Below are 23,473 nucleotides of genomic sequence, written 5' to 3'. Positions count from 1 at the left end.
CAACAGAACCGAACGCATCGGTCGACGGAGGAGCTCGCTGTGAAGGTATTGATCGCCGGAGGCGCCGGATTCATCGGAAGCACGATCGCCTCGGCCTGCCTGGACGCCGGGATCACCCCGGTCATCCTCGACAGCCTGGTGACGGGGAGGCGGGAGTTCACCGAAGGGCGCGTGTTCTACGAGGGTGACATCGCGGACGGCACGCTCGTGGACCGCGTCTTCGCCGAGCATCCCGACATCGACGCGGTAATCCAGTGCGCGGCCCTGATCGTGGTGCCGGACTCGGTCGCGGATCCGGTGGGCTACTACGAGGCGAACGTAGGGAAGAGCCTCGACTTCGTCGGCCATCTCCTGCGCAACGGCTGCTCCCGCCTGATCTTCAGCTCCTCCGCCTCGATCTACCGCGCGAACGACGACCTGACCGTGGACGAGGAGTCCGCCGTCGAGCCACTGAGCCCCTATGCCCGCACCAAGGCCGTGTGTGAGGCGATGTTCGCCGACATCGCCGCCACCCGGCCCCTCCGCGTACTGTCCCTGCGCTACTTCAACCCGATCGGCGCCGACCCCAAGATGCGCACGGGCCTGCAACTGCCGCGCCCCAGCCATGCCCTGGGCCAGATGATCCTGGCCCAGGAGGACGGCGTCCCGTTCCGGGTCACCGGCACCGACTACCCGACCCGCGACGGCTCCGGGATCCGGGACTACGTGCATGTCTGGGACCTGGCCGCCGCCCATCTGGCAGCCCTGCGGACCTTCGACACCCTCCTCGCCGGGGCGACCACGTCCACCGTTGTCAACCTCGGCACCGGCACGGGCACCACCGTGCGTGAACTCCTTGACGCCTTCAACAGCGTGACGGACGCGCCGATCTCCTCCGTCGACACCGCACGCCGGCCCGGTGACGTCGTGGGGGCCTATACGCGCAGCGACCGGGCGCAGGAACTGCTCGGGTGGCAGTCCCAGTACTCGGTCGCCGACGGCATCCGTGACTCCCTTCGGTGGGCGGCGCTCCGGGGCGAGATCCTGGCCGGGTAGGGCGCGGCGGTCAGCGTCGGGAGAAGACCCCGATCCCGTTCGCCACGGCGCGCTCCGGGGGGTCCGTCGGGTGGTTTCTCACGGTGGTCGTCGCGGCGCCAGGGTCCCTCGTGACCAGGGTGGACGATCCGCCGCCGTCCAGGCTGAACGCGTCGTCCGCGCCCAGCTTGCGCATCGCGTCCGCCACTTCCGCGATGGTCAGGCCGGTGCGGTACTGCGGGGCGCCGTCCAGGGCCAGGAGGAAGAGGCGGCGGCCGTCTGCCGTCGCGCCCGCGGCGGTGCGGACCGCGGCCGTCTTCGCGTCGAGGCCGGGCAGCGGTGCGCCGTCCCGCAGCACGGGGTAGCCGCCGACCGCGAACTGGTAGGGAATGTGCGACGCCGCCGGCACCAGGCGGTGCCTGATCTGGACGCGGTCGCCCGCCGACAGTTTCCGCAGCTCCTGAGCGCCCGCCTCGCGCCCGACGAGCACAGTCGTGCCGGACGCAATGGGGCCGGTGCCGGGAGTCTCGGCCGATGACACGACACGGCCGTGGCGCACGGTCACCTCGTACGTGTCCGTGCTGCACGGCGCGGCCCGGTTCGTGTCAGTGCCGCACGTGGCGCGCACCCGCGACACGGCGCCCCAGTCGGAGGTGAACGCGCCGACCGAACCGACGGGCAGTGCGTACTGGTTGAGGCCGCCGAGCGGCAGCCGTCGGCCGTCAGCGCCGACCGAGCCGTCGAGGGCCATGCGGTCGAGCCGGACGCGGTGGTCGACGCCCACGCCGAGCACGTCCTCGGTGGTGGTGCCGGGCGGGAGCGCGGGACCGAAGCGCTGGCCGTTCGGTACGGCGGCCTTGAGTGTCCGACCGCTCGCGACGGCCGGACCGACGGAGGCACCGGTGGTCTCTACGCCGGGGTGCTGGGACTCGGTGATGTTGAAGAAGTCGCCGTTGACGCCGCCGACCGCGCCGCTCTCGTCGGCCAGCGAGGAGACGGTGGCCCGTCCGCCGACCGCGTCCGGGTGCAGCAGATCGACCCGCACGCGCGCGTTGCGCAGATCGACGCTCAGCAGATGCGCGTGCGTCAGGCCCTTCGCCGCGGGGATGTCGAACTCCTCGTACGTGACGCCCGGGGCGATCGAAGTGCCGCCGCCCTCCGCGCCACTGGCCGGTGCCGCCCCGGCGAGGACGGTGCCGGCCAGCGCGCCGAATGCGGCACAGGCCGCGAGAGCCGATCTGTAGCGTCCGTCGCGATGTCTCACGTGACCCCCTGCTGTCCGCGTAACTCACCCCTGTCACAAGGGAGTTCATCAGACGCGGAGGGGCACGTCGATGGCTAGGTGCCGACCAGCCGGGAACGGATCAGGAAACGTACACCTTCGGGTGCTTCCAGGGAGAAGCCACTGCCGCGGCCCTCGACCACGTCGACGATCAGCCGCGTGTGGCTCCACACCTCGAACTGGCTCTTCGACATCCAGAACGCGACCGGCTCCGCGACACCCTCCACGGTCAGGGACGCGAGCCGCACATCGCTGCCGCCCGTACGGAACTCGCCCTCCGGGTAGCACATGGGAGCGCTGCCGTCGCAGCACCCGCCGGACTGATGGAACATCAGGGGCCCATGGGCCGAACGCAGCCGCCGCAGCAGATCGGCGGCCGCCGGGGTCAGCTCCACACGCGGGGCCTCGTCACTCACGGCAGGCTCCTTCCGTAGAACGGTGTCGCGGGGCCACAGTCAACTCCCCGCTACGTTGCAGGAAGGTTGCGCTCCGCGCCAGGCCGCCCCGGGATCTACGAGGCTTCGGGGACCAGCCGTTCGCGCAGGAAGGAGACGACACGTTCGCGGGCGGCGAGCGCCGGGTTGCCCGGCTCCTCGCGCACCTCCGCGGTGAGCACCGCGTGCGCGGTCCTGGCGAAGCCGCCCGCGTTGCCCGGCGACGAGTCCAGTTCGATGACCTCGAACGCGTCGCCGAGATGCTCGCGCAGTGTGCGGAACCGCTGGGCGGGTACCGCCCTGTCCTCGCTGAAGCGCAGCCCGAGCACGCACAGGCCGGATTCCTTGGAACGGCTGACCACCGTGTCGAACTCGGCGCGGGACAGGCCGGGGTCGACCCGCCGCGCCCCGCTGACCGGGAACGGCAACGACGGCTGGCTGAGCACCGGCGCGAGCACGACGTCGTCCACCGCGGCGGCGAGCGCGAAGCCTCCGGTGAAGCACATACCGATGACGCCGACCCCGGGCCCCGGCGTGCGCGATGCGAGATCGCGGGCCAGTGCGCGCAGATAGTCCGCGATCGGGCGGCGCGCGTTCGTCGCGAAGGCGCGGAACTCGGAGGCGACGCAGAGCCGGGTCAGGACCTTGAGGGCGTAGCCGACGGACTCCTCGCGGCCCGGCTCGCCGAACGGGGACGGGATCGCGACCGTGAACCCCCGCGCCACCAGATGGTCGGCGAGGCCGAGCACGGCGGGCGTGATGCCGGGGATCTCGGGGATCAGTACGACACCGGGCCCGCTGCCCTTCTCGTACACGTCGTAGGTCAGCCCGGCGCCCGTGAACGGCGCCTTCTGCCAGCCGGTGAGATCAGAGGTCGGTGCCGATCCGGTCACGACGCTTCTCCTTGGACTCGAGTGAGCAACGAGCGGGCGTGGCCCACGATCTCACGCGGCGAACGCCGAGATCTTCAGTGTGTCCGCAAGGACCTGCCACACCGCCAGGGCGCCGAGCCCGCTCAGCACACTGCAGCCGTTGGTGCACGTCGTCGCCTCGTCGTACCAGGCGCGCACGGTCAGGAAGTGCATGCCGAGCGTCCGTGAGAAGGAGAACCGGATGTGGAGACCGTTCCCGAGCGTGTGTCCCGGCAGCGTGGTGATCTGGAAGTAGGTCCTCCCGACGCGCTCGACGGACACGGGGTTGCCGCCCACCAGCGAACACTGATCGCCCTGCTGTACCGAACCCCTGCAGCCGCTGCCGCTCACGGGAAACAGCCAGAAGTGGTGCGTGAGCTGGGACCGGACGTCGTGCGGGGCGGTGAAGGGATGCAGTCCGAGGGCGAAGTTGTACTCGTACAGCCAGTTCACCCCGGGGCACGGGTACGCGTCGGTGCCGCACTCCGCGCGGCGGCTCTCGGCGTGGGCGGCGGATACCTGCGGCCCGGCGACGAGGACGCTCCCCAGGACCACCGCCAGTGCGGCCCGCGCCCACGTGAGACGCCGCATCCGCACTCCCTATGTCCTCACGGCCGAATCATCCTCGTAAAGCACCATAAGTGGGACGGCGTAGGGGTGGGTGGCGCAGTGGGTCAGTCGGCCCAAGGCCCGCGTCGGCCGGTCGGGTCCGAGGCCCGCTCACGAGTCGGTCGGTTGTCCCGGCACGCCCAGGCGTATCGCGCGAGGTGTGGCGCCCCACCAGCGCCGGCAGCAGCGGTTGAGGGCCGACTGCTCGGAGAGGCCGAGGAGCAGGGCGACCTGGCCGAGGGGGAGGTCGGTGCCGGTGAGGTAGCGGTGGGCGGCGGTGCGACGCTCCTCGTCGATGACCTCGGCGAACGTCGTGCCCGCGGCGCGCAGCCGCCGTTGCAGGGTCCGCGGATGGACGTTGAGCAGGCCGGCGACGGCCCCGATCTCGGGCGACGACGTGCCGAGCGACTGCTCGACGACGGCCCGGACGCTGCCCACGACGTCCGCCGGCTCCTTCGGCAACTGCTCGTCGAGGTACGCGAGCGCGAGATGGCGCAACTGCGCGTTGCTGCCGCCGAGCGACCGGTTGGCCAGGCTCAGCGGTACGCGCAGCAGGGCCGCGGGGCGGTCGGCCTTGACGGGTACGCCGAAGAAGTCCTCGTACACGGACAGCGGGGCGAGCAAGGGGTGGGGAAGTTCCACGGAGCCCAGTCCGTACGGGCCGACCAGATATCCGATGGCGCGGTGTATGAAGCCGAGGGAGAGGTCGATGCCCTGCGGCGGTGCGACCACCCCCTCGCGCACGCCGTAGCGCAGCGCGGCCATCCCCGGCGTGCCGTACGGATCGGGTTCGAGGCTGAGGTTCACCGAGCGGGCGTGGACGAAGAGGTAGCGGCTCGTGCACTCCAGGGCGTCGCCGAGGGTGTCGGAGTTCTGGATGGCGAGGGCCAGGGCGCCGAGCATGCCCAGGTCCTGCCGGGCGGCGATGCGCAGCCCGAGGTCGGCGCAGCCGAGGTCGGCGGCGGCGAGTTCGAGCACCGTCGCCATCGCCTCCTCCGGCACCAGGAGGTCGTCCACGTCGAGCGCGGCCGGTGGGCAACCGGCCTGCCGTGCGTACGAGTCGGCGTCACCGCCGAGCTCCGCCACCGTGGCGCGGAAGCCGCGCAGCCCCGCCGATCTGATCACGGACATGTCGTACAGGGTCAAAGATCTGTCGTCCCAGGTCAATTCCTGCGGGCTGTGGTTCCCGACACTGGACAACATGACGCACACCGCAGACTCCAGCACCGCGGGCTCCGGGGCCCCTGCCGAGCACATCGACGTGGTGATCGTGGGCGCCGGCCTGTCCGGTGTCGGCGCCGCGTACCGGCTCCGGACCGAGTGCCCGGAACGCTCGTACGCGATCATCGAGGCGCGGCAGTCCATGGGCGGGACCTGGGACCTGTTCCGCTACCCGGGCGTGCGCTCGGACTCCGACATGTTCACACTGGGCTACCCGTTCAAGCCCTGGCGGGACCGCAAGGTGCTCGCCGACGGCGGGTCCATCCTGAGCTACATCAAGGAGACGGCGGCCGAGTTCGGCATCGACCGCCGGATCCGCTACGGCACCAAGGTGCTCGCCGCCGACTGGTCGACCGAGGCGGCGCGCTGGACCCTGACGCTGGAGCGCACCGACGAGGACGGCCACCGTACGCTGTCCACCGTCACCTGCGACTTCCTCTACTCCTGCGCGGGCTATTACGACTACGACAAGGGGCACACCCCCGAGTTCGAGGGCGCCGACTCGTTCTCCGGCACGGTCGTGCACCCGCAGTTCTGGCCCGAGGACCTGGACTACGCGGGCAAGCGCGTCGTCGTCATCGGCAGCGGGGCCACCGCCGTCACGCTGGTCCCCGCGATGGCGCAGAGCGCCGCCCACGTCACCATGCTCCAGCGCTCCCCGACCTGGATCAGCTCGCTGCCCTCCCGCGACAGACTGGCCGACGGCATCCGCGCGGCCCTGCCCGCGGGAGTGGCCCACCGGGTGGTGCGCAGCAAGAACATCCTGTTCACCATCGGCGTCTACCAGTTCTGCCGGCGCAGCCCGAAGGTGGCGCGGCGCGTGCTCACCGGGCTCAACAAGCGCATCGTCAAGGACGACCGGCTGGTCGACGAGCACCTCACACCGTCGTACAACCCGTGGGACCAGCGGCTGTGCGCGGTGCCCGACGCGGACCTGTTCAAGGTCCTCAACTCGGGTGACGCCGACATCGTCACCGACCACATCGACCGCTTCGTCCCCGAGGGCATCCGCCTGAAGTCGGGCCGCGTGGTGGAGGCCGACATCATCGTGTCCGCGACCGGACTCAAGCTCCTCGCCTTCGGCGGCATCGCGCCGCGCGTCGACGGTGAACCCGTTGCGCTGAACCGGCAGTTCGTGTGGCGCGGCGCGATGATGACCGGCGTACCCAACTTCGCCGTGTGCATCGGCTACACCAACGCCTCCTGGACGCTGCGCGCCGACCTCACCTCGCGGCTGGTGTGCAAGGTGCTCAACCACATGCGCCGCCACGACTACGCAGCCGTGGAGCCCAGGCCGACGGGCGCCCTGAACGAGCGCCCGCTGCTCGACCTCGCCTCCGGTTACGTGAAGCGCTCCATCGACGCGTTCCCCCGGCAGGGCGACCGCAGCCCGTGGAAGGTCCGGCAGAACTACGTGCTCGACGCCGCGTCGACCATGCGCACCAACCTCCACCGGACGCTGGCCCCCACGCCGGCGTCCACGGTCCGCGCGGCCCGCAGCCGCATGGGCAAGGAGCCGGTCGAGGCGGCGACGCCCGGGCGCTGACGAGCCGCCGACCCCTGTGCGGCACGGTGACGGGCCCCGGTCCACGTGCCGACCCCTGTACGGCACGGTGACGGGCCCCCGTCGCCGTGATGTCCCGCGCCGGGACTACCCCTCGTCGACGAGTGAGTCGAGGAGGGCGCGGACGGTCCCCTCGGTGATGTCCGGGTGGAGGAAGGCGAGGCGGGCGACCGTTTCGCCCTCCCAGACGCTCGGGGTGACGAAGGCGGTCCCCGAGGCCAGCAGCCTCTTGGACCAGGCGTAGTAGTCCTCCGGCTGCCAGCCGGTGCGGCGCACGAGGACCACGGTCAACTCGGGCTCGCGCAGCAGCTCCAGGCCCTCGGTCCGCTCGACGAGGCGGGCGGTGCGACGGGCGATGTCGGCGCCCCGGGCGACGGCGTCGCGGTAGGCGTCGGTGCCGTGCACGGCGAGCGAGAACCACAGCGGAAGACCGCGGGGGCGGCGCGTGAGGTGGTACGCGTAGTCGCTCGGGTTCCACTCGGTCTCGTCATCGGCGCCGTTCGCCCCGTGGATGGCGTCGAGGTAGGACGCGTCCTGGGTGTGGACCGCGCGGGCCGACTTCGGATCGCGGTAGAGCAGCGCGCCGCAGTCGAAGGGCGCGAACATCCACTTGTGGGGGTCGACGACGAGCGAGTCGGCGTGCTCGATGCCCCGCAGGCGCTCGCGCAGCTCCGGGACGAAGAGCGCCGCGCCGCCGTACGCGGCGTCGATGTGCAGCCACAGGTCACGGGCGCGGGTCTGCTCGGCGACGCCTTCGAGGTCGTCGATGATGCCGGCGTTGGTGGTGCCCGCGGTGGCGACGGCGGCGACGACGGGCGCGCCGCCGTCCCGCTCGGCGGCGTCCAGCGCGGCGCGCAGGGCTTCGCCGGTGAGGCGGTGGTCGGAAGTGGGCACGACGAGGGGCTCGACGCCGAGGATGCGCAGCGTGTTGCCGACCGAGGAATGGACCTGGTCGCTGACCGCGATCCGGACCGGAGCGCGCTCGTCCAGGCCCCGGCGGTGGCGGCCGGTGTCGCGGGCGACGACGAGGGCGGAGAGGTTTCCGGCGGAGCCGCCGCTGACGAAGCAGCCGCCGGCGTCGGCGGGCAGCCCCGCCAGGTCGGCGAACAGGCGCAGCACCTGGTTCTCCGCCGCGACCGCGCCGGACGCCTCCAGCCAGGAGACGCCGTGCAGCGATGACGCCGAGAGCACCATGTCGAACAGGGCGGCGGCCTTGGTGGGGGCGCCGGGTATGAACGCGAGGAACGCCGGGTGGTCGCACGAGACGACCGTGGGCTCCAGGGCGTCGGTGTAGGTGCGCAGCACGTCGGCGGGGGGCTGCGGGGCGGGTCCGATCGCGTCCTTGAGCGCCAGGGTCAGCTCCTGGTGGTCTCCGAGGCGGCCGAGCGGCGGCGGGTCGAGCCGGAGTCGGTGCAGCAGGTGGTCCATGACCTGCTGAGTGAGGTCCTCGTCGTAAGAGTGCACGGGGCGTCTCTCCTGTCGCGCGCTGCAGAATTGCTTTTTGGGTCTCAACCGGACCCATTTCGGAGATTAGGCGTCGTCGAGGGCGCGCGTCAATCGACGGGCGCATGGACTGCGGGTGCCGGGGGTCGGTCGTGTGGGGTGCGGGGTGCACCCGAGGTCAGTCCTGAGCGGCGAACTGGTCGAGCAGCGCCAGGAATTGGCGGTGCGAGTCGAGCAGGTGATCCCGCATCCGCGCCTCGGCCGCGGCCCCGTCTCCGGACAGCACGGCGAGCGCGATGGCCTCGTGCTCCTCCCGGAACGCGGAGCCGAAGTCCCGCTCCGCCGGGTACACGCGGCTCCAGTCGGAGCCGAGCCACAGCGCGTTGCCGCCGACGAACATCTCGGCGCGGGCCCGCGTCACCGCCTCCGCGAGCACCTCGTTCCCGCCGGCGGCCGCGATGCCCAGGTGGAACGCGGTGTCGCAGCGGTGGTACTCGCCGAGGTCGGCGACCCGGTTTTCCAGCATCGCCACCAGTTCGCGGCGGGCCGCCCCCGCCCCGCGCTCGGCGGCGAGACGGGCCGCGTACGGCTCGATCGCGAGGCGGTACTCCATGTAGTCGCGCAACGAGGCCCGGATCGTCGCGGTGATCGCGGCCCGGGAACCCTCCCCGCCGGGCGGGGTGGGTGCCACGCGAGTGCCGCCGTTGCGCCCCAACGTGGTCGTGACCAGGCCTTCTTCGGCCAGCTCGCGCACCGCCTGCCGCACGGTGTTGCGCCCCACCCCGAAGACGGCGGACAGCTCCCGCTCGGTGGGCAGCCGGTCGCCCGGTCCGAAACCGCCGAGCGCGATGCGCTGCCGGAGCGCCTCGGCCACCACGGCGTGCGACGCCGCCTGGCGGGTTCCGGCCGTCCATTCGTCACGACTCTCGCTGTTGCTCACGGGCCCTCTCCCAGCTCACGGGTCACGCGTGTCCCGTCATGCCCCCGGGTGGCCATGATATTGGACTTGGCATGAACCCTATTGACAGGCCCTGACGGCCGCCTTAGCGTCGCCCCCACGTTTTTGGGTCCATGGCGAACCCAATCGTTGGCCGTGAAGGAGTACGCACATGAGCACAGTCGCAGGTGGCGCTACGGACCCGGAAGCACGGCGCCGGTCCGGTCCGTGGAAGGTCGCCGGGGCCTCGATGATCGGCACCAGCGTCGAGTGGTACGACTTCGGCATCTACGCCACCGCCGCCGCGCTCGTCTTCCCCGAGCTGTTCTTCCCCGAGATGAACCGGGCGCTCGGCACGCTCATGTCGTTCGCGACGCTCTTCGTGGGCTCCCTCGGGCGCCCGCTCGGCGCGGTCGTGTTCGGGCACATCGGTGACCGCTACGGCCGTAAGCGCGCCCTGATCTGGTCCATGACGCTCATGGGCGGCGCCACCTTCTGTATCGGCCTGCTCCCGGGCTACGCCTCCATCGGCGTCGCCGCGCCGCTCCTGCTCGTCCTCATCCGCATGGTCCAGTCGCTCGCGATCGGCGGCGAGTGGGGCGGCGCCGTGCTGTTCGCCGTCGAACACGCCCCGCCCCGGCGCCGGGCCTTCTTCGGCTCCTTCCCCCAAGTCGGCGACGGGGTCGGCTACTTCATGTCCACCGGCGTCTTCGCGCTCGCGGCACTGGCGGGCCATGACGCACTCGTCGGCTGGGCCTGGCGCCTGCCCTTCCTGCTCTCCGCCGTCCTGGTGCTGGTCGGCCTCGTGATCCGCAGCTCCATGGAGGAGTCGCCCGAGTTCGAGGCCGCGCGCCGGGCCGAGGCCGCCGAGGAGAAGCAGGCCGCACCGTTCGTCGCCGTCGTCCGCGACGCCTGGAAGACCTGGCTGCTCGCCTCCGGCGCCTTCCTCATCACCGTCGGCGGCTACTACGTGGTCGTCACCTTCATGTCGACCTATGCCGTCAACGAACTCGGCTTCACCGACTCGCAGGTGGCGGGCGCCGGCACGGCCGCCTCCGTGGTCGTCATCGTGTGCACCCCGCTGGCCGCCCTGGTCGCCGACCGCCTCGGGCTGCGCCGGGTGACGCTGACCGGCATCCTGCTGCACCTCGTCGTGGCCTTCCCGATGTTCTGGCTCGCCGACACCCGTTCCGTGCCCGGACTCTGGCTCGCCATGTGCCTGCCGATGCTCGCCAGCACCGTCGCATACGCCTCGATCGGCACGCTCATATCCGGTTGGTTCGCTCCCCGGGTGCGCTACACGGGTCTCTCCATGAGCTTCCAGACGGCGGGGCTCATCGGCACGCTGGCCCCGGCGGCGGCGACCTGGCTGTTCAGTGCCGCCGGAGACTCATGGACCCCGGTCGCCACCGCCTTCGCCGTGATGGCGCTGGTCAGTGCGGGCTGCCTCGCCGCGTTCCGGCAGGCGCCGGGCGTGGAGTCGGAGGTTGCGGACCTCGATGAGCAGGAGGCGGTGCCTCCGGCCGCCGCACCCGTCGAGTAGCGGAACCCGCCCGCCCGGAACAGATTGCCCCGGCGCCTTCGACGAGCGCGGCTTCCAGTCGGTGAACACCGACGACATCGCGCAGGTGGTATGCGCCGGGCCCACCCTCCACAGGCACTTCCCCAGCAAGGCGGAACTCCCCGTCGCGGCGGCATCCCCGGCGGCGAACAGCGACGTGCGGACATGACCGCCCCACTGGCCCGCGCACTCGACGGGGCCAGGACCACCGTCTGTGCGGTCCTCATGGTGATCGACAACGCCGTCAGAACGCGAAGCCTCGACGAGCGCCCAAACCTGGCGGACCACCTGACGGAACTCGGTACGGGGCTGCTCCTCGGACAGGAGTAGCGGGACCCGGGAGCCGGGCGCTGAGGGCCCAGGAGCTGAGTGCCCTGGCCTCCTGCCCCGCTCAGCCGGCGTCGGTGCCGCTGTCCGCGCCATTGCCTCCGTCGGCGATCCGCGTCGCCGCGTCGGAGAAGTAACGCAGCGCCGAGTCGCGGGTGCCGGCCACGTGGTGGCGGGCCAGTTCCTCTGCCCGGGCCGCGTCGCGGTCGCGGACCGCCTCGTACAGACGCTCGTGCTCCCCGCACATCGGATCGCCGTCGTTGAGGTCGGAGGTCAGTCGGAAGAGCCGGCGCAGCCGCGCGTCCAGAGGCGCCATCAGCTCCTGGAGGAGCGGGTTGCCCGACGCCTCGACGATCTGCTGGTGGAAGTCCGCGTTGTGCGCCACGGCCTGGCGCAGCCGACCCGCGTCGGATGCCTTGCGGCTGCGCGCCAACAGGCGCTCCATCGCGCGTAGTTGGGTGGTCGTCGCGTGGCGCGCCGCGAGTCCCGCCGCCAGGCCCTCGAGGTTCTCGCGGACGTCGAAGAGGTACGTCGCGTCCTGCGCGCCGAAATCCGTGACCACCGAGCCGCGCCTGGCCTGCACGGACAGAAAGCCCTCCCGTTCGAGCCGCTGCATGGCTTCCCTCAACGGGATACGGGAGACACCCAGCTGGTCCGCCAGTTCGCGCTCCACCAGTCGCATGCCCGCCGGGAACGTCCCCTCGATGATCCGCTCGCGGAGTTCCACGTAGACCCGTTCTCTCAGGGACTGGTGGCTCTCACCGATCGTGGGGCGGCGGTCAGCGCGGGTGGTCATCGAGTCCTCTTCAGTGGCGAGCGGGCACGGCCGTGACCGCCCCCGGGGGGTGCTCCTGATCATCGCAGACCGCGGAAACAAGATCCCACAGACCATTGCCTGGTATTTGGTATACCAGTTAGCTTGTCGTTGCCCGCCGCTCATCAGCAGCGTTCCGCCGGATTCGCCGACCGGCTGGTCAGTCGTGCCGGGCGCCGAACGAACTTGGAGGAAGTCGTGTCGCATCCCGCCGACACCCCGTCGATCCCGCTCGCCCCCGAGGTACTCAGGAACGCCACGCTGCCCGACGGCCGGCGCGCCGACATCCACCTCGCGGACGGTCGGGTCACGGCTTTGGTCGACCAACCCGACAAGGTCGACCAACCCGACAAGGCCGGCCGGCCCGACACCGGCCGAGGGCCAGTCGTCGGGCCCGGCAGCATCGACCTCGGGGGCGCTCTCGTCCTGCCCGCGCTCGTCGACGGGCACGCCCACCTGGACAAGACGCTGCTCGGCGCACCCTGGCAGCCGCACCCCACCTCGGCCACGCTGCGCGAACACATCGCGAACGAACGGGCTCTGCGCACCTCCGTCGACGTATCGGTGGCGGACCGGGCCACGGCCCTGGCACACCGCATGGTGTCCCTCGGTACCGGCCATGTGCGGTCGCACGTCGACATCGACCCGGACGTGCGTCTGGACGGCCTGCACGCGCTGGTCGAGGTGCGGGAGAAGTACCGCGACCGGCTGGGGATGCAGATCGTCGCGTTCCCGCAGAGCGGCGTGGTCACCGCGCCGGGCGTCGCCGACCTCCTCGACGCGGCGCTCTCGGAGGGCGCCGACCTGATCGGCGGGCTCGATCCGGCGGGCTTCGACGGGGACGTGGACGGCCAGCTCGACATCGTCTTCGGCCTGGCCGAGCGGCACGGAGCGGGCATCGACATCCATCTGCACGACGGCGGCGTGACCGGCACCCGGCAGCTGCGCGCCATCGCGGAGCGGACGGCCGCGCTCGGCCTCGACGGCACCGTCACCGTCAGCCACGCCTTCGCCCTCGGAGAGGTCGATGCCCCCGAACTCGACCGCACCGCCACCGCCCTGGCCGCGGCCGGAGTGGCGATCATGACGAACGGCCCCCGGCACTCCATGCCGCCTGTGCTGCGCCTGCGCGACCACGGCGTCCGCGTCTTCGCCGGCTCGGACAACATCCGCGACACCTGGTGGCCCTACGGCACCGCGGACATGCTCGAACGCGCCACCGTCATCGGCCTCCAGGGCGACCTGATGACCGACGAGGAACTGCGTTACGCGGCCTCGATGGCCACCGACGAGGCCGCCGCCGCACTCGGCCTCACCGGCTACGGCCTCGCCCCCGGCTGCCGCGCGGACCTCGTAGTGATCGCCGCAGGCGGCGTGCCGGAGGCGGTCGCGGCCCACCCGCGACGCCTCCTGGTCCTCCACGGCGGACGCGTCGTGGGACCCGCACCCGAGAACGACTTCCCGAACTTTCCCGCCATTTCCGTACCGGGCGGCGACGCCTCTGCCCCGCAGGAGGAGCGATGAGCGTCCAGCCGTCCACAGCCGAGCCCGCCGCCGGAGCGGCCGGAGCCACCAGAGCCACCGGAGTGGCAGGAGCCGCCGGGAGACCCGCACCCGGCGACGCCGGGCAGGACTCGGGCGGAGGTCTCTCCTCCGGACAGATCGGCACCTTCGATCTCGTCTTCTTCGTGGTGGCCGCCGCCGCCCCACTCACGGTGCTCGCCGGCGTGGCACCCGTCGCCATCGCCATCGGCGGCCCCGGCGCCCCCCTCGGCTACCTGATCTCAGGAGCCCTGCTCGTCCTCTTCGCCGCGGGCTTCACGGCGATGAGCCTGTACGTACGCAACGCCGGCGCCTTCTACGCCTACGTGGCCCGCGGCCTCGGACGCACCCTCGGCGTCGGTATCGCCTACGTCGCCGTGGTGTCGTACAACCTCGTCACCCCCGGAGTGGCTGCGGCCTTCGGCTACTTCGCGGCCGGCTCGGTGCACGACGCGACCGGAGCGGACATCCCGTGGTGGGTGCTCTCGGGTGTCTGCGTCCTCGCCGTGGGTGTGCTCGGCTGGCTCAGGGTGACCCTCAGCGCCAAGGTCCTCGGCGTCGCGCTGATCCTCGAAGTGCTGACCCTGCTCGTCATGGACGGCGGCATCCTCGGCCACCGGGGCACCGCGGCCCTCGACGTGCACTCCTTCGACCCGAGCACGCTCGCCACCGGAGGGATCGCGGGCATGTTCGTCATCGTGATCGGCGCCTTCACGGGCTTCGAAGCCACCGCCATCTACGCGGAGGAGGCGCGCGAACCGAGCCGCACCGTCCCGCGTGCCACCTTCATCGCCATCGGGTTCCTCGCCCTGTTCTACTCCGTCGGCGCATGGCTCATCATGGGCGCGTTCGGCACGGACAAGGCGGTGGCCATGGCCCGCGCCGCCGCCGGCCCCGAACTCACCTTCAGGGCAGGCGAGCTGTACGTAGGTTCCTGGCTGTCCGACACCATGCACGCCCTCGTCATCGTCAGCGCCTTCGCCGCCACCCTCGCCTTCCACAACGCCGCCGCACGCTACCTCTACGCCCTCGGACGCGAAGGACTCCTGCCGCGGCGACTGGGCATCGTCTCCGCCCGGCAGGGCTCTCCGGGCATCGCGGTGAGCACGCAGACCGTCTTCAACCTCCTGGTGATCCTCGTCGGCGCCGCGCTGGCCGCCGACCCGTTCTCGCAGGTCCTGATCTGGACCAACAGCATCGCCGTCCTGGGCATCATGGTCATGCAGGCCCTGGCGGCCCTCGCCGTGTGGGCCTTCTTCCGGCGCGACCGACGGGGCATGTCGGCCGCCCGCGTGGTCTGGTCCCCGCTGATCGCGTTCGCCGGTCTCGCGCTCCTCACCGTCCTGGCGGTCCTCCACTTCGGCCTTCTGACGGGCGCCTCAGGGACGGTGAACGCCGTCCTCCTGGCACCCCTGCCCATCGTCCTCGCGGCAGGCATCTGCATCGCCCTGCGCATCCGCAGCAGTGACCCGCAGCGCTACGCCCGGCTGACCAACATCGACGTCGAGAGGGACTGACACCCGGGGTGACGTGAACGGGCGGTGCGACCCGCCCGCTTACGTCTCTCGTCGAGCGATGAGTCCCGGGGGCGTGCTCGGTCTATGCATGTAAGGGATTCACGCGACGGACACCCAGGAGATGTGATGAGCAAAGTGGTCATGCACAACGTCGTTTCCGTGGACGGTTTCATCGCCGACTCGGAGGACCAGGTCGGCCCGCTGTTCGACTGGTACGCGAACGGCGGCATTGAGATCGGCTCGAACGGGACGGTGTCGATGTCCAAGGTCTCGGCCGACTACGTCCGGCCGATGTGGGAGAGCATCGGGACGCTGGTGATCGGGCGGCACTTGTTCGACATGACCAACGGCTGGGAGGGGAAACCGCCGGCGGGTGAGCACGTGGTCGTGGTGTCGCACCGGCCAAGGCCCGAGGGCTGGCACCCCGAGGCGTTGTACTACTTCGTGGACGACGTGGCGAAGGCGATCGCGAAGGCCAAGGAACTCGCGGGGGACCGCACCGTCGGGGTGGCCGCCGGCGAGACGGGCGGCCAGGCGCTCGCCCTGGGGCTGGTCGACGAGGTGGCCATGGACGTCGTGCCCGTCGTCTTCGGCTCCGGCAAGCGGTACTTCGGGTCCGTCGACGCCCAGCATCTCCTCGAGGACCCCCACGTCGTGATCCAGGGCGACCGCGTACTGCACCTCCTTTACAAAGTCCGCCACTAGTTCAAGAGGTCAGGACGGAAACGACCCGGTTGGTCATGTCCTCCGGCGAGGCCAGCGGGGTCTGGGTGTACGCGAGAACCCAACGGAGCTGCTGATCGCGAGTGGAGAACACCCGCGTCCGGTACCCATACGTGTCACCTGTCTTCCCCCAGAACGTCACGCCGTTCACCGTGGCCTGCTGCAGTCCCAGGCTGTACCGGGCGGGACCGCCGTCGAGCATGCGCACGCTGTCGGGTGGCAGCGTGAACAGGTGGTTCATCGCGTGCGGTGGCAGCAACTCGCCGGAGAGCAGCGCCTGATGGAAACGGAAGAGATCGGCGACCGTCGACACCAGTTCGCCCTCGCCCCAGGCGCCGGACTGGTCGTACACGGTGACGTCCCGGAGCGACCCGCCGGTCATCTTGAGGTATCCGTGCACATGAGAGCCGTGAAGTCTCGGGTCGCGGTCCGGTATCAGAGTCCCTCGCAGGCCCAGCGGACGGACGACACGCTCCCTGATCACCTCGTCGTACGGGCGACCGGTGACGGCCTCGACCAGCAGAGCGAGCAGGACGTAATTGATACCCCGATACTCCTGCTTGCTGCCCGGCCGGAACTTGAGCGGATCGAACGTCACGGTGCGCACCAGTTCCTCCGGCGTCCACCTGTCGAACCGATGGCGCAGGACGGCTTCCGGAGTGCTGACGTCGGGCAGGTCGCGATGGTCGGGGAGCCCGCTCGTGTGGTTCAGCAACTGCGCCACGGTGATCCGCGCGGACTCGGCCGGAAGCAGCCCGGGGAGGTGCCGTCCGATGGGCTCATCGAGGTCCACAAGTCCCCGCGACCACAGTTGCAGAACCGCGGTCGCCACGAATGCCTTGGTGACGCTGCCCGCGCGGAACGCGTCGTCCGGGCGTACCCGACGGGCCGTTCTGATGTCGGCCACGCCCGACGTCCCGTACCAGCGCTGCCCCGGGCGGTCGACGAGCAACTGTGCGGACGTGGCCGGTGGGTGGGTGAGGTCGGAGATCGCTTCTTGTAAGGCGCGTGTGTCCGGCGAGCCTGAGCCCGACGGCGTATGCGCGGCAGCACGTCCCGTGCCGACCAGCATCGTGCCCGCCGCCGCACTGCCTGCCAACAGGGAACGTCGCGAGAGGAATGTCATGACGTCGATCTTGCCGCCGACGCCGCGCGCTTCCATCAGGGATGGTCCCCACGCGCACCCTGATTGATCCCGGAGTCCTGGTCCGACACCCCTGCGAGGAAGCGTCGCCGGTCGACGATCGCCCGGTCGATCTCGCCCGTCGCGACCAGCGCTCCCGTACTGTCCAGAGCTCGTACGCGGAAGGTGAGCCGGCGGCCTTCCGCTTCGGCCGGCGGTTCCGCGAGGACGTCGAGCCAGGCGCCCACGCGTGTGGCACGAAGGTGCTTGATGCGGACACCGGTTCCGACCGTCGTCCGGCCCTGCGCCGTGAAGGGCGCGGCGGCCCGTACGGTGGCCGCCTCCATCCACGCGATCAACCACGGGGTGGCGAGAACGGGCAGGTCACCGCTTCCCACCGTCCTCGCGGTATGGGCATCGGACACCTCGTGGCGCATCACACCACGCTAGCCCGAGGCCGCAGGCCCGCGCGCGTCGGCCGTAGGCCGCTACCGCCGATGGTGGAGCCGTTCCAGCAGGAGATACGCACGTTGCTCGGCGGCCGCGAGTTCGGCGGGATCGATCCCCGCCGGCCACAGCTCTCCCGCGGCGGCGTCGTCGGCATCGCGCAACTCGACCACTGCCAGGACCAGTTGGACCTGGACGACCGGAAGCTGGGGCCCCGAGCTCTCGGCCAGCGAACGTTCCGCCTGATCGGATGCCTGCGTGCAGGCGGCCAGCGCCCGCTCGACGCGCAGCGCGGCATGGTCATGGACCACCAGAAGGGCGCAGCCGAGCCCGACGACGATGCCGAGCACGCTCCCCAGCACGCGGTCGGCGACGAGTTCCCCGGCAGGGGCGGGGGCGGCGAGGTCGCTCATCAGCAGAGCCAGAGGGGTGAGGAAGACGACGCCAAGCCCGTAGTTGCGCGGGACGAAGTACTCAAGGAGGAATTCGAGCAGCACGATCACGCAGGCGAGTGCCACCGGCCTCGGGTCCGTGGCGAGCACACCGAGTGCGAGGAGCAGGCCGATGACCGTGCCGAGGGTGCGCTGGACGGCGCGCTGGGCCGTGGTGCGGAGGTTGACGGAGTGCAGCACGGCGGCGGCGGAGATCGACGCCCAGTAGCTGTGCTCGAGCCCCCCGGCCACGGCCAGCCCGCCCGCGATCCCGGTGCCCAGGACCATCCGCACCGCGGGAACGGCGAGGACGGCCCGGTGTTCGGGGCCACCAGCGCGTCGCCCCATCAGAAGTTCGGTGGCGCGCCAGGCGACAGGGCGGCCCGGTCCCGCGGCCGGCCCTGCGGCGGCCACGGACGCAGAGGCCGCGACGGCGGCCTCGCTGTCCTGCGCCGCCGGAGGCGGGACAGCCAGCTCCGGCAGCAGCACGGGCGGTCTACGGCGCCGCTCGGTGAGGACACGAGCCTGCCGGAGCAGCTGCTCCGCCGTCGCGGCGGGGTCGACCGGCGCCCTGCGCGCCGAGCTGATCAGCAGCGACCACGACAGGTCGGTGAGGCGTACGAAGACTCCGTCCCGGCCGGCCTGGTGCGCCTGCGTCGGAGGCGCGATACCGAGCGAGTGGTACGCCTGCAGCACCGCAACCGTCGTACGGTGTCGCGACTGCCGCGTGTCGCCGCCGGGTCCAGGCCCGGTCAGCAGTCCCGCGAGCTCACGCAGGGCCCTGGCCACGGCGTATCTCTGCGGACGGTCCGGGTGCACCAGCCAGCCGGACACTCCGAGCACCCAGGCGACCGCGGCGCCGGCCGCGGCAAGCCCGGTCTGCGGGAGAACTTCGGCGGTGGTGGGCGAGCCATTGGCCGCCACCGCGAAGGAGAACAGCAGCAGCACCGCGCCGAGCCCGCTCAACCGGGTCGCGTCACACGCCAGCTTCGCCAGCCCGGCGACCACCGCCGTCGCCGCGACCACGACGGCGGCACCCCAGCCACCGGCTCCCGGACGAACCCACGCGGCGAGCGCCGATCCGCAGCCCACGCACGCCGTCATGGCCACCGCGACCAGCGCGAGAACACGAGCGCGACGCGGGTAGGGCAGGTTGCGCCCGAACGTCGTGGTGAAGGCGCCCAGCATCGCGTACACGGAGAGATCGGGCCGCCCGGCGATCGCCACGGGCAGCGCCACGAGAGCCATCGCCAAGGCGCCGCGTACGGCGAAGAGAGGAGCCCCGTCCGCCCGCTGGAGCGCGAGTGAGCCGCGCGGGGAGAGGAGGCGCACCGCGCTGGTCACGGCATGCCGCCAACCGTGCCTGGTCACGGCAGCGAGTGGGCGGCGGGAAGAAGGCATGTCCGGTATATACCACCGGCTCCGAGTGGAGTTCCCGATCTGAACGCAGCTGGTTCCGGCCGACTGCAGCGAATCCGGCCGACTGCAGCCCACTGCACCGGATCCAGCTGCATCCAGTCTGTGCCCCCGCCGCAGGCTTCACCAGGCTGGCACGTGGCGGAAAGACTAGTGTGGTGATCTATGGCCACTTGGTTGCCCTTGTCCGCGGTTCCCCGGCTCGGTGCCGCCGTGGTCGGTGGTGCGGTGGTCGGGGCGATCGTCGGAGTGGTGAACAACGCGGCGCTGGGTGTTCTCTCCGGTATCGCCGCGACCGAACTGCTCTTCGTGCTGGCGGGCTGGGTGGTGCTGTGGCCGATGGACGCCAAAGCCACCCGGGTCAATGCCCGACGGGAGGACTTCCAGCCCATCACCGATGAGCTCGTGATCGTCGGCGTCGCCCTCTGTGGCCTGGTCGCCACCGTGCTGCTGCTCCTGCTCGGCAAATCCGAAAGCGGCCACGCCGCGGCGGCCGTGGCGCTCGGCGGCGTGTTCATGGCTTGGGCGGCACTCCATCTCATGTACGCCACGCGCTACGCGTACCTGTACTACACGGCCGCCGGCGGGATCGACTTCAACAACGACGACCCGCCCGCGTACAGAGACTTCCTCTACTTCAGCTACAACCTCGGCATGACCTACCAGGTGTCCGACACCAACGTCTCGACCTCGACGATCCGCTCGGTGGTGCTGCGGCACTCGCTGCTGTCGTACGTGTTCGGCACCAGCATCCTCGCCACGACCATCAACCTCGTCACGGGAATCGTCACCGGCTGACATCCGCACGACCGGACGTCTCCGCCGACAGGACGTCCGGAGCGGGCGAGGGGACACTGAGAGGGGACAGGCGCCGTTCGGCTCCTATTCTTCGCTGCCATCGGTGCGGATTTCGATCGTTCGCCGCGTCACCGCCGCGGTCTTCGGCAGGCGCAACGTCAGGACGCCGTCCGCCATATCCGCCTCGATACGATCGATATCGACGTCGCCGGGAACGCGAACTCCATAGGAAAAGGTCCCGGACCGGCGACGCAGCGCATTTCCGTCCGTGGTTTCGTCGACGGCGCCGGAGATGTGAATTTCCCTGCCGTCCACCTCTACGTTCACGCGCTCACGAGGGACACCGGGCAGTTCCGCGCGCACGACATAGGCGACACCTGAGTCCGCTTCCTCCACCACGGGCATCCAGTGCTGTGAAGGTCCGGCCGGCTGCGAGGAGCGCTCCAGCAGGCGGCTCACCTCGCCCCACAGGTGCTGAAGCTCCGTTGCCGGATCGGCCCCTGCCCACCAGGCAGTTCGTGCGGGATTCGACCGCGTGACGTCTGCGCGTTCCACCATGATGTGCTCTCCGACTCCGTCGACTCTCGCGGCGCTCACCCGCCGGATTCTCTCGACGACAGCCTGCGTCCCCGGCCGCCCGCCCGCAATCAGGCCCGCGCCATTGGGTTGCATTCCCCTCCGCACTCAATTCTGGCGCTCAGGTGCAGCGATTTCGCTGCTGTTGCGGCCCAGCTGACATCGCGCTTGAGTTGAACCAATCTCTCTCTCCATCAGGAGCAGGAATGTCGATGTCCTTCGGTTCAGGGTTCGGCTCGTCCGACCCCTTCAGCGACTTGTTCAACCGGTTCTTCGGAATGTCTCCGGCATCCTCACCACCGGCCGTCCAACGCGTGCCGATCGGACGGCTCTTGACGGATTCGTCGCAGGAACTCCTCAATCTCGCCGCCCAGAAAGCGATCGAGGACGGAACCTCCGATCTCGACACCGAGCACCTGCTCTGGGCGACCACGAAGATCGATCCGACACGGAAGCTGCTCTCCCGGATCGGAGTGGATCCCGACGCGCTGTCGGCGGAAGTCGCCGCCGTCCTTCCGCAGGAGTCCGGCCAGCCGTCGGCCGAGCCCGGACTCACCCCGGCGGCCAAGCGCACGCTCCAGGCCGCCTACTCCCATTCACAGGCGGCCGGGGCCTCGTACATCGGCCCCGAGCACATCCTCGCGGCACTCCTGAGCGACACCGACAGCGGCGCCGCCCGACTGCTGCGCGCGCAGGGCTTCAGCCCGGACCGTCTGGAGAGCCTCGCGGATCAGGCGTCCCGCGCGGAGGGGGCCCCGGAGGCCAAGAAGCCGGCGACGACGCTCGACGAGTACGGCCGGGACCTGACGGAGGACGCTAAGGCCGGGATGCTCGACCCGGTGGTGGGGCGGGCCGACGAGATCGAGCAGACCGTCGAGATCCTCTCGCGGCGCTCCAAGAACAACCCCGTACTCATCGGCGAGCCCGGCGTCGGAAAGACCGCCATCGTGGAGGGCCTGGCCCAGCGCATCGTGGCGGGCGAGGTCCCGGAGACCTTGAAGGACAAGAGAGTCGTCGCGCTCGACCTCTCCGGCATGGTGGCCGGCGCGCAGTACCGCGGTCAGTTCGAGGAGCGCCTGAAGAAGGTCATCGAGGACGTCCAGGAGGCCAGCGGCAGCATCATCCTGTTCATCGACGAGCTGCACACGGTGGTGGGCGCCGGAGCGACCGGGGAGGGCTCCATGGACGCGGGCAACATGCTCAAGCCCGCCCTCGCGCGTGGTGAGCTGCAGCTCGTGGGCGCGACGACCATCGACGAGTACCGCAAGCACATCGAGAAGGACGCCGCGCTGGAGCGCCGTTTCCAGCCCGTCCTGATTCCGGAGCCGACCGTCGAGCAGACGATCCAGATCCTGGAAGGGCTGCGGGACGCGTACGAGGCGCACCACCAGGTCCGCTTCGCCGACGGCGCCCTTGCGGCGGCGGCCGAGCTCTCCGACCGCTACATCAGTGACCGGTTCCTGCCCGACAAGGCCATCGACCTGATGGACCAGGCGGGCGCGCGCGTGCGTCTGCGCAGTGCCGGGCGCTCCACCGAGGTCGTCAGCCGCGAGGACCGTATCGCCAAGCTGCGGCGTGAGCAGCAAGAGGCCGTGGCCGGTGAGGACTTCGAGAAGGCGTCGGAGTTCAAGCGGCAGATCGCGCAGCTCGAAGGCGAACTCGCCGGGATCGAGGAGCGACGCGAGGGCGTCGTCTCCGTCACCGCGTCCGACATCGCCGACATCGTCTCCCGCCGCACCGGGATCCCCGTCTCCCAACTCACCGCGAGCGAGAAGGAGAAGCTCCTCAATCTCGAAGCGGAGATGCACGAGAGGATCGTCGGCCAGGACGAGGCGGTCACCGCCGTCTCGGAGGCGGTACGCCGCAACCGAGCCGGCATGGGTGACCCCAACCGCCCCGTGGGCTCGTTCCTCTTCCTCGGCCCCACCGGCGTCGGCAAGACCGAACTCGCGAAGACCCTCGCCGACCTGCTGTTCGGCGACGAGGATCACATGATCCGGTTCGACATGAGCGAGTTCCAGGAGAAGCACACCGTCGCCCGGCTTGTCGGCGCCCCTCCCGGATACGTCGGGTACGAGGAGGCCGGCCAGCTCACCGAGAAGGTCCGCCGGCAGCCGTACAGCGTGGTGCTGTTCGACGAGGTGGAGAAGGCGCACCCGGACGTCTTCAACACACTGCTGCAGATCCTCGACGACGGGCGTCTGACGGACGGTCAGGGCCGCACCGTCGACTTCCGGCACTGTGTCGTCATCATGACGTCCAACATCGGCGCCCACCGCATCCTCGCGCACCACGGTGACACGTCCGAGATCAAGGACGACCTGATGCAGGACCTGCAGAGCCGGTTCCTGCCGGAGTTCCTCAACCGCATCGACGACATCATCATCTTCCACAGCCTCAGCGGGGACGACCTCTCGCAGATCGTGGACCACCTCCTGGACCGGAGCAAGCGCCGGGTGCACGCGCAGGGCATGACCCTGGACGTCACGGAAGCGGCCAAGAAGCTGCTCGTCGCCCACGGTCACCAGCCGGAGTTCGGCGCGCGCCCGCTGCGGCGCACGATCCAGGCCGAACTCGACAACCGGATCGCGTTGATCCTGCTGAGCGGTGACGCGGAGCCAGGGGACACCATCATCGCGGACGTGGAGAACGACACCATCCACTGCACCGTGCGCAAGGACGGCGCCGGGGAGAAGGCGAAGGCCGAAGGGGCCGCGGAGGACCCGCCCGCGGCCGAGGCGCAGCAGACTCCCGATGCCTGATCCGGTCGGGCGCGCCTGACG

22 protein-coding genes are annotated in these 23,473 nt (G+C 70.7%); 10 read left to right on the top strand and 12 right to left on the bottom strand.

From position 1 onward, the window contains the following. Window positions 1-39: 39 nt before the first annotated feature. Complete coding sequence (gene galE / locus OG574_RS06850; RefSeq protein WP_326772354.1) at window positions 40-1,035, top strand: UDP-glucose 4-epimerase GalE; 996 nt, start codon at window positions 40-42, stop codon at window positions 1,033-1,035. A gap of 10 nt (window positions 1,036-1,045) precedes the next feature. Here the strand turns inward: galE and OG574_RS06845 are convergent, their stop codons facing one another. From OG574_RS06845 to OG574_RS06825, 5 genes are all read right to left on the bottom strand, one after another. Then, window positions 1,046-2,278, bottom strand: coding sequence for a phosphodiester glycosidase family protein (locus OG574_RS06845; RefSeq protein WP_326772353.1), 1,233 nt, complete (start codon window positions 2,276-2,278; stop codon window positions 1,046-1,048). Window positions 2,279-2,352: 74 nt separating this feature from the next. Next, window positions 2,353-2,712, bottom strand: coding sequence for a DUF779 domain-containing protein (locus OG574_RS06840; protein WP_100593059.1), 360 nt, complete (start codon window positions 2,710-2,712; stop codon window positions 2,353-2,355). Between the two features lie 95 nt (window positions 2,713-2,807). Then, the gene (locus tag OG574_RS06835; protein WP_326772352.1) at window positions 2,808-3,623 is read right to left on the bottom strand and encodes a dienelactone hydrolase family protein; all 816 of its coding nucleotides are present in this window, start codon (window positions 3,621-3,623) and stop codon (window positions 2,808-2,810) included. 51 nt (window positions 3,624-3,674) lie between these two features. Next, window positions 3,675-4,232, bottom strand: coding sequence for a hypothetical protein (locus tag OG574_RS06830; RefSeq protein ID WP_326772351.1), 558 nt, complete (start codon window positions 4,230-4,232; stop codon window positions 3,675-3,677). 129 nt (window positions 4,233-4,361) lie between these two features. Beyond that, window positions 4,362-5,381, bottom strand: coding sequence for an AraC family transcriptional regulator (locus OG574_RS06825; protein ID WP_326772350.1), 1,020 nt, complete (start codon window positions 5,379-5,381; stop codon window positions 4,362-4,364). A 70-nt stretch (window positions 5,382-5,451) separates the two neighbouring features. Between OG574_RS06825 and OG574_RS06820 the strand changes: the two genes are divergently transcribed. Beyond that, entirely contained in the window at window positions 5,452-7,017 is a 1,566-nt protein-coding gene (locus OG574_RS06820; RefSeq protein WP_326772349.1) for a flavin-containing monooxygenase, read from the top strand. Between the two features lie 105 nt (window positions 7,018-7,122). Here the strand turns inward: OG574_RS06820 and OG574_RS06815 are convergent, their stop codons facing one another. Together OG574_RS06815 and OG574_RS06810 are read right to left on the bottom strand one after the other, a co-directional pair. Further along, entirely contained in the window at window positions 7,123-8,499 is a 1,377-nt protein-coding gene (locus OG574_RS06815; RefSeq protein ID WP_326772348.1) for a pyridoxal phosphate-dependent decarboxylase family protein, read from the bottom strand. A 157-nt stretch (window positions 8,500-8,656) separates the two neighbouring features. After that, window positions 8,657-9,418, bottom strand: a complete 762-nt coding sequence (locus OG574_RS06810; RefSeq protein WP_326772347.1) for a FadR/GntR family transcriptional regulator — start codon at window positions 9,416-9,418, stop codon at window positions 8,657-8,659. A gap of 169 nt (window positions 9,419-9,587) precedes the next feature. Here OG574_RS06810 and OG574_RS06805 point away from each other — a divergent pair, with 169 nt between their 5' ends. The 3 genes from OG574_RS06805 to OG574_RS06800 are packed head-to-tail and all read left to right on the top strand — an operon-like array spanning window position 9,588 to window position 11,306. Beyond that, the gene (locus tag OG574_RS06805) at window positions 9,588-10,958 is read left to right on the top strand and encodes an MFS transporter (protein WP_326772346.1); all 1,371 of its coding nucleotides are present in this window, start codon (window positions 9,588-9,590) and stop codon (window positions 10,956-10,958) included. After that, the gene (locus OG574_RS52680; protein WP_398376944.1) at window positions 10,915-11,145 is read left to right on the top strand and encodes a TetR/AcrR family transcriptional regulator; all 231 of its coding nucleotides are present in this window, start codon (window positions 10,915-10,917) and stop codon (window positions 11,143-11,145) included. Before OG574_RS06805 ends, OG574_RS52680 begins: the two co-directional genes overlap by 44 nt. Beyond that, window positions 11,142-11,306, top strand: coding sequence for a hypothetical protein (locus tag OG574_RS06800; RefSeq protein WP_326772345.1), 165 nt, complete (start codon window positions 11,142-11,144; stop codon window positions 11,304-11,306). The genes OG574_RS52680 and OG574_RS06800 overlap by 4 nt, the downstream gene beginning before the upstream one ends. 61 nt (window positions 11,307-11,367) lie before the next feature. On the opposite strand, the gene OG574_RS06795 is transcribed toward OG574_RS06800, so the two are convergent. Next, window positions 11,368-12,099: a GntR family transcriptional regulator gene (locus OG574_RS06795; protein ID WP_326772344.1), complete on the bottom strand. Its 732-nt coding sequence runs from the start codon at window positions 12,097-12,099 to the stop codon at window positions 11,368-11,370. Between the two features lie 216 nt (window positions 12,100-12,315). Between OG574_RS06795 and OG574_RS06790 the strand changes: the two genes are divergently transcribed. The 3 genes from OG574_RS06790 to OG574_RS06780 all read left to right on the top strand — a co-directional run bounded on the left by OG574_RS06790 (window position 12,316) and on the right by OG574_RS06780 (window position 15,881). Further along, window positions 12,316-13,641, top strand: coding sequence for an amidohydrolase family protein (locus OG574_RS06790; protein WP_326772343.1), 1,326 nt, complete (start codon window positions 12,316-12,318; stop codon window positions 13,639-13,641). Then, the gene (locus OG574_RS06785; protein WP_326772342.1) at window positions 13,638-15,176 is read left to right on the top strand and encodes an APC family permease; all 1,539 of its coding nucleotides are present in this window, start codon (window positions 13,638-13,640) and stop codon (window positions 15,174-15,176) included. Before OG574_RS06790 ends, OG574_RS06785 begins: the two co-directional genes overlap by 4 nt. 126 nt (window positions 15,177-15,302) lie before the next feature. After that, window positions 15,303-15,881, top strand: a complete 579-nt coding sequence (locus tag OG574_RS06780) for a dihydrofolate reductase family protein (protein ID WP_326772341.1) — start codon at window positions 15,303-15,305, stop codon at window positions 15,879-15,881. Window position 15,882: 1 nt separating this feature from the next. On the opposite strand, the gene OG574_RS06775 is transcribed toward OG574_RS06780, so the two are convergent. Genes OG574_RS06775 through OG574_RS06765 form a run of 3 tightly spaced genes read right to left on the bottom strand, consistent with a single transcriptional unit; the run spans window position 15,883 to window position 19,301 of the window. Further along, window positions 15,883-17,061 (bottom strand): serine hydrolase domain-containing protein, encoded by a 1,179-nt coding sequence (locus OG574_RS06775; RefSeq protein ID WP_326772340.1) that lies wholly within the window; start codon window positions 17,059-17,061, stop codon window positions 15,883-15,885. After that, window positions 17,061-17,459: a thioesterase family protein gene (locus OG574_RS06770; protein WP_326772339.1), complete on the bottom strand. Its 399-nt coding sequence runs from the start codon at window positions 17,457-17,459 to the stop codon at window positions 17,061-17,063. Before OG574_RS06770 ends, OG574_RS06775 begins: the two co-directional genes overlap by 1 nt. 51 nt (window positions 17,460-17,510) lie before the next feature. Next, entirely contained in the window at window positions 17,511-19,301 is a 1,791-nt protein-coding gene (locus OG574_RS06765; protein ID WP_326772338.1) for an FUSC family protein, read from the bottom strand. Between the two features lie 180 nt (window positions 19,302-19,481). Between OG574_RS06765 and OG574_RS06760 the strand changes: the two genes are divergently transcribed. Next, window positions 19,482-20,114: a DUF1345 domain-containing protein gene (locus tag OG574_RS06760; RefSeq protein ID WP_326772337.1), complete on the top strand. Its 633-nt coding sequence runs from the start codon at window positions 19,482-19,484 to the stop codon at window positions 20,112-20,114. Between the two features lie 84 nt (window positions 20,115-20,198). Here OG574_RS06760 and OG574_RS06755 read toward each other — a convergent pair whose 3' ends face one another. Next, the gene (locus tag OG574_RS06755) at window positions 20,199-20,672 is read right to left on the bottom strand and encodes an Hsp20/alpha crystallin family protein (RefSeq protein ID WP_326772336.1); all 474 of its coding nucleotides are present in this window, start codon (window positions 20,670-20,672) and stop codon (window positions 20,199-20,201) included. A 224-nt stretch (window positions 20,673-20,896) separates the two neighbouring features. On the opposite strand from OG574_RS06755, the gene OG574_RS06750 reads away from it, so the two are divergent. Beyond that, window positions 20,897-23,452, top strand: coding sequence for an ATP-dependent Clp protease ATP-binding subunit (locus OG574_RS06750; RefSeq protein ID WP_326772335.1), 2,556 nt, complete (start codon window positions 20,897-20,899; stop codon window positions 23,450-23,452). The last annotated feature ends 21 nt before the right edge of the window (window positions 23,453-23,473 follow it).

The organism is Streptomyces sp. NBC_01445 (assembly GCF_035918235.1).
Taxonomy (GTDB): domain Bacteria; phylum Actinomycetota; class Actinomycetes; order Streptomycetales; family Streptomycetaceae; genus Streptomyces.
Note: the sequence above shows the minus strand (reverse complement) of the source record. Positions and strands in the feature narration are given on the sequence as shown.